At 73.5% G+C, this 15,186-nt stretch carries 11 protein-coding genes; 3 read left to right on the forward strand and 8 right to left on the reverse strand.

Annotated features, from left to right (window positions below; translation table 11 throughout):
• Positions 1-20: 20 nt before the first annotated feature.
• The 5 genes from QRX60_RS26965 to QRX60_RS26985 are packed head-to-tail and all read right to left on the reverse strand — an operon-like array spanning position 21 to position 8,086.
• Positions 21-1,613 carry an allophanate hydrolase gene (locus QRX60_RS26965; RefSeq protein WP_285994227.1) on the reverse strand — a complete coding sequence of 531 codons (1,593 nt, stop codon included), beginning with the start codon at positions 1,611-1,613 and terminating at the stop codon, positions 21-23.
• Complete coding sequence (gene uca / locus QRX60_RS26970) at positions 1,610-5,143, reverse strand: urea carboxylase (RefSeq protein ID WP_285994228.1); 3,534 nt, start codon at positions 5,141-5,143, stop codon at positions 1,610-1,612. The genes QRX60_RS26965 and uca overlap by 4 nt, the downstream gene beginning before the upstream one ends.
• Positions 5,140-5,775 carry an urea amidolyase associated protein UAAP2 gene (locus QRX60_RS26975; protein WP_285994229.1) on the reverse strand — a complete coding sequence of 212 codons (636 nt, stop codon included), beginning with the start codon at positions 5,773-5,775 and terminating at the stop codon, positions 5,140-5,142. The genes uca and QRX60_RS26975 overlap by 4 nt, the downstream gene beginning before the upstream one ends.
• The gene (locus tag QRX60_RS26980; protein ID WP_285994230.1) at positions 5,772-6,605 is read right to left on the reverse strand and encodes an urea amidolyase associated protein UAAP1; all 834 of its coding nucleotides are present in this window, start codon (positions 6,603-6,605) and stop codon (positions 5,772-5,774) included. Before QRX60_RS26980 ends, QRX60_RS26975 begins: the two co-directional genes overlap by 4 nt.
• The gene (locus tag QRX60_RS26985; protein WP_285994231.1) at positions 6,602-8,086 is read right to left on the reverse strand and encodes an amino acid permease; all 1,485 of its coding nucleotides are present in this window, start codon (positions 8,084-8,086) and stop codon (positions 6,602-6,604) included. The genes QRX60_RS26980 and QRX60_RS26985 overlap by 4 nt, the downstream gene beginning before the upstream one ends.
• 180 nt (positions 8,087-8,266) lie before the next feature.
• On the opposite strand from QRX60_RS26985, the gene QRX60_RS26990 reads away from it, so the two are divergent.
• The gene (locus tag QRX60_RS26990; protein WP_285994232.1) at positions 8,267-8,932 is read left to right on the forward strand and encodes a TetR/AcrR family transcriptional regulator; all 666 of its coding nucleotides are present in this window, start codon (positions 8,267-8,269) and stop codon (positions 8,930-8,932) included.
• A gap of 218 nt (positions 8,933-9,150) precedes the next feature.
• Here QRX60_RS26990 and QRX60_RS26995 read toward each other — a convergent pair whose 3' ends face one another.
• From QRX60_RS26995 to QRX60_RS27005, 3 genes are all read right to left on the reverse strand, one after another.
• Positions 9,151-10,371 carry an HRDC domain-containing protein gene (locus tag QRX60_RS26995; RefSeq protein WP_408630280.1) on the reverse strand — a complete coding sequence of 407 codons (1,221 nt, stop codon included), beginning with the start codon at positions 10,369-10,371 and terminating at the stop codon, positions 9,151-9,153.
• A gap of 98 nt (positions 10,372-10,469) precedes the next feature.
• Entirely contained in the window at positions 10,470-11,186 is a 717-nt protein-coding gene (locus QRX60_RS27000; protein WP_033261886.1) for a response regulator, read from the reverse strand.
• Positions 11,187-12,039: 853 nt separating this feature from the next.
• Entirely contained in the window at positions 12,040-12,603 is a 564-nt protein-coding gene (locus QRX60_RS27005) for a DUF3000 domain-containing protein (RefSeq protein WP_285994234.1), read from the reverse strand.
• Positions 12,604-12,691: 88 nt separating this feature from the next.
• Between QRX60_RS27005 and hemE the strand changes: the two genes are divergently transcribed.
• Together hemE and hemG are read left to right on the forward strand one after the other, a co-directional pair.
• Positions 12,692-13,762, forward strand: a complete 1,071-nt coding sequence (hemE, locus tag QRX60_RS27010; protein WP_285994235.1) for a uroporphyrinogen decarboxylase — start codon at positions 12,692-12,694, stop codon at positions 13,760-13,762.
• Positions 13,759-15,159: a protoporphyrinogen oxidase gene (gene hemG / locus QRX60_RS27015; RefSeq protein ID WP_285994236.1), complete on the forward strand. Its 1,401-nt coding sequence runs from the start codon at positions 13,759-13,761 to the stop codon at positions 15,157-15,159. The genes hemE and hemG overlap by 4 nt, the downstream gene beginning before the upstream one ends.
• Positions 15,160-15,186 lie beyond the last annotated feature (27 nt).

Genomic DNA, 15,186 nt, shown 5'->3' on the forward strand with positions numbered 1-15,186 from the left:
TCCGGGGGCACGCATCCGATTTACCCCAGGTACGCCAGCCAGCCGCCCTTCGCCGAGATGTCCGCCGCGCCTTCCGTCGCCGACGGCTCGCACAGGAAGCCCGGCACCGAGGAACCGTCGGCCAGCTCGACCTTGCCGATCGTCAGCGGCGCGGGAACCCGGGAGACGAACTCCCCGAAGCCCTTCACCGGCAGCTCCCACACCTCCGCCGCGATCGCGACGCCGTCGGACACGACCCGCACCAACCCCGGCTTCGGCGGCACCGTGTCCAGCGCGTACAACCGGTAGGACGCCGCCGTGGAAACCGCCGAGACGAACCGCCCGCCCCGGGACGTCAGCTCGTGGTTCAGCGGCTGCCCCCGCAGGTGAGCACCGACGACCACGAGCGGGACGCGCTCGGCGCGCAACCCGGCGAGCGCGGCCAGCTTCAGGTCGTCGTGCGGGGCGCCGACCAGCATCACGCCGAACGGGCGCCCGGCCACCGTGCCCGCCGGGACCGCCAGCGCCGGGAGCCCGAACAGGTTGGTGGAGTTGGTGAACCGGCCCAGGCGCGCGTTGACCGCGACCGGGTCCGCGGCGACCGCGGCGATCGTGGGGTGCTCGGTCGTCGTCGGGGTGAGGAGCGCGTCGACGCCGGTCAGCACCGAAAGGGCCTCGGCGCGCAGCCCGGCCAGGGCCCGCCGGTCGGCGAACAGCTGGTGCGCCCGGACGTCCCGGGCGCCGGTGATGATGCCGTGCACCACGGGGTCCACGGCGTCCGGGTGCGCCTCCAGGAACTCGCCGACGGCGGTGTACCGCTCGGCGACGAACGCGCCGCCGTACAGCAGCCGCGCCGCCTCCAGGAAAGCCGATATGTCTACTGTGGTCACTTCGGCGCCGGCCGCCGCGTACTCCTCGACGGCGGCCTCGAACGCCTCCGCCCAGCCCGCTTCCAGGGGGCCCAGGCGGTCGGGCACGCCGATCCGGAACCGTCCCGGGTGGACCTGCGCGGGTTCGGCCAGGCAGGTCAGCGCGAACGAGGCCTCCTCGACCGTCCGCGCGAACAGCGACACGCAGTCGATGCTCGCGCACGCGGGGACGACGCCCTCGGTCGGCAGCAGCCCGGGCGTCGGCTTGAGCCCGACGATCCCGTTGTACGCCGCGGGCACCCGGCCGGAGCCCGCGGTGTCGGTGCCCAGTGCCAGATCCGCGATCCCGAGCGCGACGGCGACCGCCGAGCCCGAACTCGACCCGCCCGACACGTACGCCGGGTCGACGGCGTTGCGCACCGCGCCGTACGGGCTGCGCGTCCCGACCAGCCCGGTCGCGAACTGGTCGAGGTTGGTCGTGCCGAGCACCAGCGCCCCGGCGGCCCGCAGCCGCGCAACGACCGGCGCGTCGGCCTCGGGCTGGTACGCATACGCCGGGCAGCCCGCGGTGGTCGGCAGCCCCGCGACGTCGATGTTGCCCTTGACGGCGACGAGCTTGCCGTAGAGGGGCAACCCGCGTTCGGCCAGCGCGGCTGCCTCGGCCAGCACCTCGGCCTCCGGCCGGAGGCCGATCCAGATCTCGGGCCGGTCGACCTGCTCGATGCGCCGGTAGGCGGCCCGCACCCGCTCGAGCACGGCGGTCATCCCAGCACCACCAGCGGGGTTCCGGGGGCGACCTGGTCACCGGGGGACACGAGCACTTCCACCACCTCACCGCCGGCCGGCGCGGGGATCCGCGCCTCCGTCTTCATCGCTTCCAGGGTCACCAGCGACTGCGCGTCCTCGACGCGTTCGCCCGCCGCGACGTCCACCCGCCACACCGTCGCCGCGAACGGCGCCTCGACGACGTGCCCGCCCGGCGGCGCCTCGACCCGCTGCGGTGGCCGCGTCACCGGTTCCGGCTTCGGGTCGAACTCGCCCGCCGCGGCCCACGCCCGCCGTTCCGCTTCGAACGCCGCCGCCTGCGTCGCCCGGAACCCGGCGATGCTGTCCGCGTTGTCCGCCAGGAACTTCTGGTATTCGGCCAGCTTGAACGAACCGTCGGTGGTGTCCAGCGCCAGCTGTCCGGACGAGCTCTGCGCCCGCAGCTCCAGCAGCTCGTCCGCGGACACGGGGTACCAGGAGATCCGGTCGAAGAACCGCAGCGCCCACGGCCGGTCCCCGCCGCGCCAGCTGTTCCACACCTGCACGGTCCGCCCGACGAACTGGTAGCCGCCCGGCCCTTCCATGCCGTAGATGCAGAGGTACGCGCCGCCGATGCCGACGGAGTTCTCCGCGGTCCACGTCCGGGCCGGGTTGTACTTCGTCGTCACCAGCCGGTGGCGCGGGTCCAGCGGCGTCGCCACCGGCGCGCCCAGGTAGACGTCGCCGAGGCCGAGCACCAGGTACTCCGCGCCGAACACCGTCCGGTAGACGTCGTCCACAGTGGACAAGCCGTTGACGCGCCGGATGAACTCGATGTTCCACGGGCACCACGGCGCGTCGTCGCGCACGCCGGTCATGTACCGCTCGATCGCCTCGCGCGTCGCCGGGTCGTCCCACGACAGCGGCAGCCGGACGCTGCGGCTCGGCACCTCGAGGGCGTGCGTCGGCGGCAGGTCGCGTTCCAGCTCGCGCACCAGGCCGAGCGCCTTGCCGACGGGCAGCGCGTCCGGGTCGACGTGCACCTGCAGCGACCGGATGCCCGGGGTCAGGTCGACGATCCCCGGCACGCCTTCGGCCGCCAGCCGTTCCCCGAGCGCGTGCACCCGCATCCGCAGCGCCAGGTCGAGCGTCATCTCGCCGTACTCGACGAGCAGGTTGTCGTCGCCGCTGCGGCGGTAGGTGACGGACGGCTCGTCGGCCGAGGCGGACTGCCGCGCCAGCACGCCGTCGTCGTGGCGGGCCCGCCTGGTGGACGTCACCGCGGTGGCCGGCCGCTGCCGCAGCCCCGCCGCGTGGTCGGGGTCGATCGGCACGAACCGCACGGTGTCGCCCGGGCGCAGCTGCCCGAGCTTCCAGCGCTCGCCGGTGGCGACCGTCGCCGGGCAGACGAACCCGCCCAGGCTGGGCCCGTCCGGGCCGAGCAGGATCGGCAGGTCGCCGGTGTAGTCGACGGCGCCGATCGCGTACGGCGTGTCGTGGATGTTCGACGGGTGCAGGCCCGCCTCGCCACCGTCCGCGCGGGTCCAGTTCGGCCGCGGCCCGACGAGCCGGACGCCGGTGCGGGCGGAGTTGAAGTGCACCTGCCAGTCGGTGGCGTAGAAGGTGTCGACGTCTTCGGGGGTGAAGAACTCCGGCGCGGCGTGCGGACCTTCGAGTGCTCCGATGGTCCAGTGCGACGCGAAGTCCGGGCGGTCGGCGGCCGGGACCGGCCCGGCGACCGCGTCCGCGGGGGCCGGCCCGGTCCGCAGGACGTCGCCCGCGGCCAGCGCGCGGCCGCCGTGGCCGCCGAACCGGCCCAGGGTGAACGTCGCCGCGCTGCCGAGGAACGCCGGGACGTCGACGCCGCCGCGGACCAGCACGTAGCTGCGCAGCCCGGCCGTGCACGCCCGGACGTCGAGCGTGGCCCCCGCGGGCACCTCGACCGGGGTCCACAGGGGAACCTCGGCGCCGTCGACGAGCACCGTGGTCGGCGCGCCGGTGACGCACACCCGGGTGGGCTGGGAGAACCGCAGCGTGACGCCGTCCACAGTGCACTCCAGGCCGGGTGCGCCCTCGGGGTTGCCGATGGCGAGGTTGCCCAGCCGCAGGGAGACGTCGTCCATCGGCCCGCTCGGCGGGACCCCGACGTGCCAGAAGCCGGTGCGGCCCGGCCAGTCCTGCACGGTCGTCATCGTCCCGCCGCGCACGACGTCGATCCGGGGTTCGCCGTCCTCGATGCCGTCCAAGGTGGACGTGTCGTGCGCGACGGCGTCGAACGCCGGGTCGGCGGCCGCCGCCCGCAGCTGCCCGAGGTTGGTGCGGACGCCGTCGATCCGGGTCTCGGCGAGCGCTTCCCGCAGGTGGCCCAGGGCTTCGGTGCGGTCGGCGCCGGTGCAGATCACCTTGGCCAGCAACGGGTCGTAGTGGGTGGTGACGGTCGTGCCCGGTTCCACCCAGGTGTCCACGCGCGTGTCCGGGGGCAGCGCCACCCGCGTGACGAGGCCCGCGCTCGGCCGGTGCCCGGCGCTCGGGTCCTCGGCGTACACCCGCGCTTCGACGGCGTGCCCGCGCGCGACCGGCACCGCGCGGAACATCGCGCGGTCGCCCTGCGCGAGCCGGAGCATCCAGGCGACCAGGTCGACGCCGTACACGGCCTCGGTGACCGGGTGCTCCACCTGCAGCCGCGTGTTGACCTCGAGGAACGCCGCCTCCTCGCGTTCGGGGTCGTAGACGTACTCGACCGTGCCCGCCGAGCGGTAGCGCACCGACGAGCAGAGCGCGACGGCGGAGTCGACCAGCTGCTTCCGGACGGCGTCGGGCAGGTCCGGCGCCGGGCACTCCTCGACGACCTTCTGGTTGCGCCGCTGCAGGGAGCAGTCGCGGGTGCCCAGCGCCAGGACCTCGCCGAGGCCGTCGCCGAACACCTGGACCTCGACGTGCCGGGCGCGGCGCACCAGCCGTTCCAGGAACACCCCGGAGTTCGCGAAGCTCTTGGCCGCGATGCTCTGCACGGTCTCCCACGCTTCGTGCAGCTCCTCGGGCGTGGCGCACGCGCGCATCCCGATCCCGCCGCCGCCCCCGGTCGCCTTGAGCATCACCGGGTAACCGATTTCCGCGGCGTGCGCCACCGCCTCGCCGACATCGGACAGCAGCCCGGTGCCGGGCAGCAGCGGCACGCCCGCGGCGACCGCCGCCTCGCGCGCGGTGTGCTTGCTGCCGAACACCTCCAGGTGCTCGGGCGACGGCCCGGCGAACGCGAGCCCGGCGTCCTCGCAGGCCCGCGCGAACGCCGCGTCCTCGGACAGGAACCCGTAGCCGGGGTGGACCGCGTCGCAGCTGGTGTCGAGCGCGGCGGCGACGATCGCGCCGGCCCGCAGGTAGCTCTCCGCGGCGGGCGCCGGGCCGAGCCGCACGGCCCGGTCGGCGAGCCGCACGTGCGGGGCGAGGCGGTCGGCGTCGGAGTACACCGCGACGGTCTCCAGGCCCAGTTCCTTCGCCGTGCGCAGGATCCGGACGGCGATTTCCCCGCGGTTGGCGACGAGCAGCCTCACTCGCCGCCTCCGGAGGACGTCACGACCATGCGCACCGGCGTCGGGTCGAACCCGTTGCAGGGGTTGTTGATCTGCGGGCAGTTCGACACGAGCACGAGGACGTCGGTCTCGGCGCGCAGCCGGACTTCGAGGCCCGGCGCGGAGATCCCGTCGACGATGCCGAGGGTGCCGTCTTCTTCGACCGGCACGTTCATGTACCAGTTGACGTTGCTGACCAGGTCGCGCTTGCCCAGCCCCCACTTCGCGCCCTCGCTGAGGAAGTTCTCGACGCAGGCGTGCTGGAACCGGGTGTGCTGGCCGTAGCGGAGGCTGTTGGACTCCTTGCTGCACGCGCCGCCGAGCGTGTCGTGGCGCCCGCACGTGTCGGCGACGACGGTCAGCAGCGGCGCGCCTTCCTGGGTGCGCAGGACGCTGCCGGTGGTGAGGAAGATGTTCCGCTGCGCGGCGATGGTCGCCGCCGCGCTGTAGCGCTTCGCGGTGTCGTTGGCGTCGTAGCAGAGGAAGTCGACGGCCTGGTTGCCGCCCAGGTCGATGATCGCCAGCTCGTGCCCGCGCCGCAGCACCGTCGAGAACGGGGCGCGCGCGGCGACGTCGTACGTCAGCTCCAGCTGGGACTGGTACGCGGTGCTCATGCGATCCCCCGGGCGGTCAGGTAGTCGGTGGTGTTCTCGAAGGCCCGCTGCGCCTCCGGCGAGTGCGTCCACTCCGGACTGTCCGGAGTGGACGGACGGTCGCGCCAGGCGAGCACTTCGAGGTTCGTCACGGTGTAGTCCGGCCGCGGGTCGACCGGGTGCGCCACGTTGGCGATGAGCACGATCGCCGGGATTTCGATCCGGAGCTCGACGGCCCGGCCCGCGCCCGCCGACCCGGTGAAGTCCAGGCCGCCTTCGGGCTGGACCCGGACGCCCTGGAAGAACGACAGGCTCGGCGGCAGGTCCCGCGGCCCGAGGCCGTTCTTGGCCGCCGCCAGGGTGAACAGCGGCAGCCCGGCGGGGGAGGGGCCCTGCGGGGCGCCGTCGCCGTAGCGCTCGGTGTTGCCGTCCACAGTGGACGTCCCGCACAGGGCGTCGTGCCGCCCGCTCGAGTCCGCGACGATCGTCGCGAGCACCCGGGCCTGGTCCGACAGCAGCGCCACCCTCGGGCCGAGGTAGGCGTTCCACTGCACCTTCACCGTGTCCGCGACGTTCAGCCGCTCCCAGGGCTGGTCGGCGTTGAACAGCAGCAGGTGCGCGCAGGCGTCGCCGTCGACGTCGGTCAGCCGCAGCCGCGTGCCCCGGGCGAGCACCTTGTGCGTGTACCCGCCCCCGGCCACCGTCTCGGCCCAGGTCAGCGCCTCGGGCGCGACTTCGGGCGGCGGTGCCGGCCACGTGCTCGCCGGGATCGACGGCATCGTTTCGACCACGGTGCCGGCCTGGGCGCGGGCGTGGTCGCGGGCGCCGTGGGGGGTGGCGGTGGTGCTCATGGACGTCCTCTCTCAAGCACGGGTTCGAGGGCGGGAGCGCGACGCGGGCGCGGCCGGCAGAGCCAGCCGATCACCAGTGCGCCGCCGACGAACTCTATCGGGAACAAGAGCATCCAGGGGGCGCCCGAACCGGTCACGTCGTAGATCTCCGGGCGCGGCCAGGCGATGTTCACGATCATGGCGATGCCGTAGAGGACGGCTGCCCCGTTCACCGGGACACCCCAGCGGCCGAGGGAGAACAGCCCGGGCTCGGCGGGGAAGCGCCCGCGCAGCCGGTTCACCAGCAAGGGTCCGGTGACCAGCAGGTACGCCAGGTAGACGACCACCACCGACGTCCCGGTGATCGTGCTGAACAGCGTCGGGTTGCCGAAGTTGAGCAGCAGCAGCCCGATCGCGAGCCCGCCGGACACCAGGGCGGGCGCGACCGGGGTGCCCGTGCGCGAACTCACCGACGAAAGTCGGGTGGACGCGGGGAGCGCGCCGTCGCGGGCCATCGCGTAGACCAGCCGGACGGTGCCGGTCTGGATCGTCAGCGTGCAGACGACCACGGCGACCGCGACGTCGGCGAGGAAGACCCGGCCGAGGGGGTCGCCGAAGACGGCGGTGATCACGTACGGCAGGCCGTGACCGGCGAGCTGCCCGTCGGTCAGGCTCGGCGCGGCCATCAGCGCCGTGATCACGACGGCCAGCCCGCCGATCCCGGACACCAGCACCGCGCGCAGCACCGCGCGCGGAGCCGCCCGCCGGGCGTTCTTCGTCTCCTCAGCGACCGACGCGGCGGTGTCGAAGCCGTAGAGGACGTACGCTGCCATGAGCGCCGAAGCGAGCACGCCGCCGATCCCGGCGCCCGTTCCGGCGGTGTCGTGCAGCACCACCTGCGGCCCGCGGACGGCGAACAGGCCGAGGCCGGTCACCAGCACCACGACGCCGAGCAGCTCGGCCGCGACGCCGACGTCGTTGATCCGCGCCATCAGCCGCACGCCGCCGGCGTTGACCGCGGTGGTGAAGACGAGCAGCAGGGTGCCGAGCAGCACGGCGTTGGCCGCACCGGACGGCGACGTCACCGCGGGGTCGCCGCCGACGAGCTGGAAGCCGTCCCACACCGACGGCAGCACGACCTGCAGCGCGATCGCCGCGGCGGCGAGCGCGACGACGCAGCCGAGCAGCATCATCCAGCCGGCGAGCCAGCCGAGGAAGCCCTTGGTGAGCTGTTTCGCCCACTGGTAAACGGATCCGGCGAGCGGGAAGCGCGCGGCGAGCTCGGCGAACACGAGCGCGACGAGCAGCTGGCCGCCGAGGACCACCGGCCACGTCCAGAAGAAGAGCGGGCCGCCGAAGGTGTAGCCGAAGCCGAAGAGCTGGAAGACGGTCGTGAGGATCGAGACGAACGAGAAGCCGGCGGCGAAGGCGGAAAACCCGCCCAGCGACCGGCGGAGCTCCTGGCGGTAACCGAAGGCGGCGAGTTCGTCGGGTGGGGACATGCGCGCTCCTGACCTAGTTTCGATCGCATGACAGAAATTAGGTCCCGGGCACGACGGGATGGTCTCCGGCGCGTTAGGGCCTCGTTAACGACCGAGCCGACGGACCGTCAATGGCGACATCCGGGGGTAACTCCACGTCGGTGCGGGTGTCCGGGCCTCGGACCTGGCAAGATCACCGGCGTGGTCAAAGGGGCGGGGGTCGGCAGGCCCAGGGCGAGCGGCGCGGCGGCGAACCGGCCGGACGCGCGCCAGGCCGTGCTCGACGCGGCGGGCGAGTTGTTCACCGGAGCCGGCTACGCGGCGACGACGACGCGGGCCATCGCCGAACGCGCGGGACTGCGCCAGGCGTCGCTCTACTACCACTTCCCGGCCAAGGAAGACATCCTCGCGGCGCTGCTGGCCGAGACGGTCCGCCCGTCGCTGGCCTTGGCGGCCCGGCTCGCCGCGGGCGAGGCGCCGGCCGCGGTCCGGCTGTGGGCGCTGGCGTACGCGGACATCCGCCTCCTCGGCGGCGCGCGCCACAACCTGGGCGCGCTGTACCTGCTGCCGGAGGTCGGCTCGGCGAACCTGGCCCGCTTCCGCGCCGAGCGCGCGGACCTGAAGGCGGCGTACGGCCGCCTGGTGGCGGCGGCGGGCGTCGCACCGGAAGCGGTGGCGATCCGCGCGGACCTGGTGTTCGGCCTGGTGGAGAGCATCGCGGTCATCCGCCGCGACGATCCCGCATTGGATGTCGAGGCCCACGTCCGCGAAGGCGCGGACGGCGTCGTCAGGCTGGTGGGCCTGCCGGAGCCGACGGAGGAACTGCGCGCCGAGGCGCACACCCTGCTGGCGACGCTCACCGACTGAGGGGCGCGGCCGGCGATCCACAAGCGGGCCGTGATGCGGACAGCCGGCTCGAGCTGCGGCTTTGCCCGGCTTTTCGTCGGCGCCCCCGACACGCCTGACAAGGCACGCTCCACCACTGGTCGTGAGTGAGAAACAGGGTTAGAACACTGTTTCTCACTCACGACCTAGCCGCGGCAGACCAGCCCGGCATCCCCAGGGGGCCGGGTCCGTTCTCGGCGTCAGGAAGCCGTTGCCTGGAGGGCCTTGCTCAACGCCGTGGCGGTCAACCCCACCTGCCACGGCCGCGCCCCGCCCGCGCGGAGCACCTCCGCAACCGACTCTTCGTCCGTCTCCGCCGGGGGACGCCAGCACGTGCGGCGCACCAGGTCCGGCAGCAGCAGGTTCTCCACCGGCAGCCGCCGGTCCTCCGCGATCGCCGCCAGCGCCGTGCGCGCCGCCGACAACCGGGCCGCCGCGTCCGGGTCCTTGTCCGCCCAGCGGTTCACCGGGGGCGGGCCGTCCGTCGGCTGCGACGGCGACGGCAGTGCGGAAGCGGGGAGCGCGCGAGCCGCCTGCAGGTGCCGGAGCCAGCTCGCGGTGTACTTGCGCTGGACCCGGCCGCTGAACACCGGCAGCGCCTGGAGCTCCTCGACGGTCTTGGGATCGGCCGTCACCGCGTTGATGATCGCGCTGTCCGGCAGGATCCGGCTCGGCGCGCGGTCGCGTTTGCGGGCCAGCTCGTCACGCGCCTGCCACAGCTCCCGGACCGCCGCCAGGCCGCGCGGGTTGCGGATCTTGTGCACCCCGGACGTCCGGCGCCACGGCTCGGCCCGCGGGGCGGGCGGCGGCGCCGTGCGGACGGCTTCGAACTCCTGCTGCGCCCACTCCAGCTTGCCCTGGGCGCCCAGCTCCGCCTCCAGCTTTTCGCGCAGCTGGATGAGCAGCTCGACGTCGAGGGCGGCGTAGTTCAGCCAGTCGACGGGCAGGGGCCGCTTCGACCAGTCGGCCGCGCTGTGCCCCTTCTCGAGGGTGTAGCCGAGCAGCAGCTCGACGAGCGTCCCCAGCGCGACACGCTCGTAGCCCGCCAGGCGGCCGGCCAGCTCGGTGTCGAACAGCGCCGCCGGACGCAGGTCCAGCTCGGCGAGGCAGGGGAGGTCCTGGGAGGCGGCGTGCAGCACCCACTCCAGGGAGTTGAGGACGTTCCGCAGCGGCGTGAGGTCGTCCAGCTCGGTCGGGTCGATCAGGACCGTGCCGGAACCCTCGCGCCGCAGCTGGACGAGGTAGGCCTTGGGCCAGTACCGGTAGCCGGACGCGCGTTCGGTGTCGACGGCGACGGCGCCGGTGCCCGCGGCGAGCCGCGCGCAGGCCTCGGCCAGCGCGGACCGGTCGGCGACCACCGGGGGTGTGCCCTCGGCGGGCTCGCGTAGCAGCACAGGGCCGCCCGTGGACTCGATCTCCATCCCGGTGTCCTCGGCCTCTGCACTTCCCATAGCTGACGACCCTACGGGACGGGCGTACCGCGCCTGGTCCGCCCGCCCCGCAGGGAGGTTCGTCTGCGTCAGCGGATGACGCCGGCCCGCATGGCCAGCGCAACCATCTGAGCCCGGTCGCCCGTGCCGAGCTTGCGCCCGATCCGGGACAGGTGGGACTTGACGGTGAGAGCGGAGAGCGAAAGCTCCTCGCCGATCTCCTTGTTGGACTGCCCGTCGGCGACCAGCTGGAGCACCTCCACCTCACGAGCGGACAGCTCGCGGGGGGTGTTGTCGGTGCCCGCGACGCGGGTCCCGGTGGCCAGCACCGGAGCCACGCTCGGGTCGGCGTAGACGCCGCCTTCGAGCACGCGCCGCACGCCATCGGTCACGACGACCGGTGACGCGGACTTCAGCAGGTACGCCTGGGCCCCGGCCTGGAAGGCCGAGCGGACCGCGTACGGGTCGTCCGAGGATGCGAGTACGACCACGCGCGGCCAGCCGTGGCTACGGAGTTCCGTAACCAGCTCGATGCCGCTGCCGTCCGGCAGCCCGAGATCGAGGATCGCCAGGTCACAAGGCCCAGTGGCCTGTGCTCGCGCCCTCGCCTCGGCCACCGTGGCGGCTTCGTGGACGGTTCCCGCACCCATCTGTGCGAGTCTTGCTGCGATTGCCTCCCTCAACAGCGGGTGGTCGTCGACCACCAGTACCGAAAAAAGCTCTTCCCGCGGGTGCGGAACCATGCTCGCCGGCAACGCGCCGGCTGGCGTGGATCGGACGGCCTGAGAAATGCCGACGGTAGCCACGTCACTACCTCCCTGGAGTCGGTCGTGCCCCCCGACCGGCACCGGGACCTTCGGCCGTTCAGCCGCGCCAGCTTTAGACCGAAAGTGGTGTCGTCGAAGGCACTGTAGCCGCCCAGAGGCCGTTGCGGGGGGATCGAATGGGTATCTATCTCAAACGAACAGTCACTCAGTGGGTTCGTAGTAACACGATCGGGCTAGTACACGGCCGGTTGCTAACGGATAGCCCAGCGAACACGATGCAAAGAAGTTACCGGCGCCCAAATGGCCGTGCAGATGGAGTGTGCAGCTGCCGGTGCGCGTAGTCGCAGGGGTCCGGATGGGGGCTCCGGAGGGCCGGAATGTGCCTCCGGCCGGGGCATGATCAACTTCGCGGAGCGGCTTCCGCGGGCCCTGCGAAAGGTCGGAACGGTGACTGTCCGTGGTCATCGCGGGCGATCTCCGGGCCGTCGGCCGCAAGTTGATCTTGTTGCGGTGCGTGACCGCGATGTGTCACGAACGGGGGCACCGGCGAAGACGTGAAACGGCCTCAGGAACACCGGAGCGGCCGGCCGGGGTCTTGCCCTGGGGCCGGGGCCGTTCCAGTCGCCGGTGGCGCACCGAGGGGGCCGACCGGGGGTTCCCGTTGGTTTGGACGCCGTTCAGCGGACGTGAAATTTGCTCACATCAGTACAAGCGAGTGGTGCGGGGACGACTGGGAGAGCGGGGCCGTTACCGATCCGTTGCCGACGATCGCCCGGACGGCCGCAGAGCCGGGCCGCGCGCACCGCCGCGATGTCGTGAATGACTCATTCACCTCGTCCGGCGACATGAATGAGTCATTCACGTCGTTCGGACTGTCCCCGGCCGGCCCGGGTCAGGAGCTCTGGCGCTGCCCGAAGAGCGTCACGCCGACCGGCGGCAGGCCCACGACGCTGGCCATGACCTGGCAGAACGCCTGCCCGTGCGGCAGCAGCCCGGCGTCCGTCGGCGTCCACGACGCCCGCAGCTCCAGATCGTCGGTCCGCGCCGGACCGGAGATGTCGCCGAAGCGGGCCGACGACGTCTCCGTCACCGTGCCGCCCAGGGCCGTCCAGCTCGCGCCGGACACCTCCAGCGCGTCCGTCAGCCACGACCACCCGACCGCCGGCAGGAACGGATCGGTCGCCAGCTCCCGGTCCAGCTCCGCGCGCACGTACATGACCAGCCGCAGCACGCCGTCCCAGCCTTCCTGGCCCTCCGGGTCGTGCAGCAGGACCAGGCGGCCCGAGGCCAGCACGTCCGCGGGCCCGGAGACCTCGCAGCTGACCGCGTACGACCACGGCGCGAGCCGCTGCGGCGGCCGCATCGGCTCCAGCAGCACCTCCCGGCGGGGCCGGACGGACTGCAGCGCCACAACTGCTTCGCGGAAGAGTTCGGGCACTGGCGTCATGGCGGTCACGCTTCGACTTTAGGGCGGGCACGGCCCGTTGCGGGCGCAGGCGCGCCGATGGAACCACCGTCCCCAGCTCGTGGCACGATTGACGGCGATGTCTCCGACCACGCCCCTGCCGCAGCAAGCCGCCCCGTCCGGCCGCCGCGAGCTGCCCGAAGCCCCGTTCCTGGCCGCCGCGCGCGGCGAACGCCCGGCGCGCACCCCTGTCTGGTTCATGCGCCAGGCCGGTCGCTCGCTGCCCGAGTACCGCGCGTTGCGCGAGGGCGTGCCGATGCTCGACGCCTGTTTCGACCCCGAGATGCTCGCCGAGATCACGCTGCAGCCGGTTCGCCGGCACGGTGTCGACGCGGCCATCCTGTTCAGCGACATCGTCGTGCCGCTCAAGGCCGCGGGGGTCGACATCGACATCGTCCCCGGCACCGGCCCGGTGGTCGAGGCGCCGGTGCGCGACCTCGCCGCGGTGAAAGCGCTGCCGGAGCTGGCCCCCGACCAGGTCTCGAAGGTCGCCGAGGGCGTCGGGCTGCTGGTCGAGCGGCTCGGCGGGACGCCGCTGATCGGGTTCGCCGGCGCGCCGTTCACGCTGGCCAGCTACCTCATCGAGGGCGGGCCGAGCCGCAACCACGAGCACACCAAGGCACTCATGTACTCGGAGCCGGCGCTCTGGCACGAGCTGGCCGGCCGCCTGGCCGACACCGCGCTGACGTTCCTGCGCGCGCAGCTCGACGCCGGCGTCGACGCGATCCAGCTGTTCGACTCCTGGGCGGGCGCGCTGTCCGAGCGGGACTACCGCGAGTTCGTGCTGCCGCACTCGGCGAAGGTCCTCGACGGCGTCGCCGCGTACGGCGTGCCGCGGATCCACTTCGGCGTCGGCACCGGCGAGCTCCTCGCCGCGATGCGCGACGCGGGCGCGGACGTCGTCGGCGTCGACTGGCGGATCCCGCTGGACGAGGCCGTGCGGCGCCTCGGCGGGCACGCCGTCGTGCAGGGCAACCTCGACCCGGCGCTGCTGCACGCGTCCTGGCCGGTGCTCGAAGCCGAGGTGCGCCGGATCGTCGAAGAGGGCAAGGCGGCCGACGGCCACATCTTCAACCTCGGCCACGGCGTGCTGCCGGGCGTCGACCCCGACGTGCTGACCCGCGTGGCCGGGCTGGTGCACGAGCTGTGAAGCGCGTCGCGGTCGTCGGCGGGGGCGTTTCCGGGCTGACCGCGGCGTACCGGCTGCGGCGGCTGCTCGGCGAAAGCACCGAGATCGTCGTGTTCGAGAAGACGAAGACGCCGGGCGGGAAGCTGCGCACGGCCGAGCTGGCCGGCGTCCCCTACGACGTCGGCGCGGAAGCCTTCCTCGTCCGCCGTCCCGAGATGCTGGGGCTGGCCCGCGAGCTGGGGCTCGACGTCGTCCACCCAACAAAGGCGCGCGCGAAGATCCACGCCGGTGGCAGCGTGACCGGCCTGCCGCCGGGCACCGTCATGGGCGTCCCGGCGTCGGCGGAGTCGGTGGCCGGGGTGCTGTCGGAGGCGGGGCGGCGGGCCGTCGAGGCCGAGCCGTCGCTGCCCCCGCTGCGGCTGCCGGGCGGTGACGTGGCGCTCGGGCCGCTGCTGCGCGAGCGGTTCGGCGACGAGCTGGTCGACCGGCTGGTCGACCCGCTGCTCGGTGGTGTCTACGCGGGTGGCGCCGACGGTCTGGGCCTGCGCGCGACCATGCCCGGCCTGGCCGCGGCGGTGGCCGCGGGCGCCGGTTCGCTGACGGCGGCGGCCAAGGCGCAGCTGCCGGAGAACCCGTCGACGGCGCCGGTGTTCGGCACCGTCCCCGGCGGCCTGGGCACGCTGGTCGACCGGCTCACCGAGCGGTCCGGTGCCGAGCTGCGGACCGGGCTGCCGGTCTGCGACATCGAACGGCACGGCGCCGGCTGGCAGCTGCGCATCGGCGCGAACCCCACCGCGCACGCGCCCGCGGACAACCTGGTCGAGGCCGACGCGGTGGTGCTCGCGGTGCCCGCGCCGTCGGCCCGGCGGCTGCTGGCCGACCTGGTGCCCGCGGCTTCGGCGGCGTTCGGCGAGGTCGAGCTGGCGTCGATGGCCGTCGTCGCGCTCGCGCTCCCGCCCGGCACGCAGCTGCCCGACGCTTCGGGGATCCTCATCGGCCAGGGCGAACGGGATGCTTCGGGCGTGCCGTACGCGGCGAAGGCGTTCACGTTCTCTTCGCGGAAGTGGGCGCACCTCGGCTCCGGCCCGGTGCTGGTCCGCGGCTCGGTCGGGCGATTCGGCGAGCTGGGCGCGTTGCGGGCCGACGACGTCGAGCTGGTCCGCGTGGTCCGCGACGACCTGGCGCGGCTGACGGGCGTGACGGCGGCGCCGGTCGAGACGCTGGTGACGCGCTGGGGCGGCGGGCTGCCGCAGTACGGCACGGGCCACCTCGAGCGCGTGGAGCGGATCGAGAAGGCGGTCGCCGGGGTGCCGGGGCTCGCCGTGGCGGGGGCGACACTGCACGGCGTGGGGTTGCCGGCTTGCGTCGCGACGGCCGAGGCCGCCGCGCAGCGGATCGCCGCGCACCTTTCCGCGTGAGGGCGCTCACCTGACCCGTGGCAGCGG

The organism is Amycolatopsis mongoliensis (assembly GCF_030285665.1).
GTDB classification, from domain to species: domain Bacteria; phylum Actinomycetota; class Actinomycetes; order Mycobacteriales; family Pseudonocardiaceae; genus Amycolatopsis; species Amycolatopsis mongoliensis.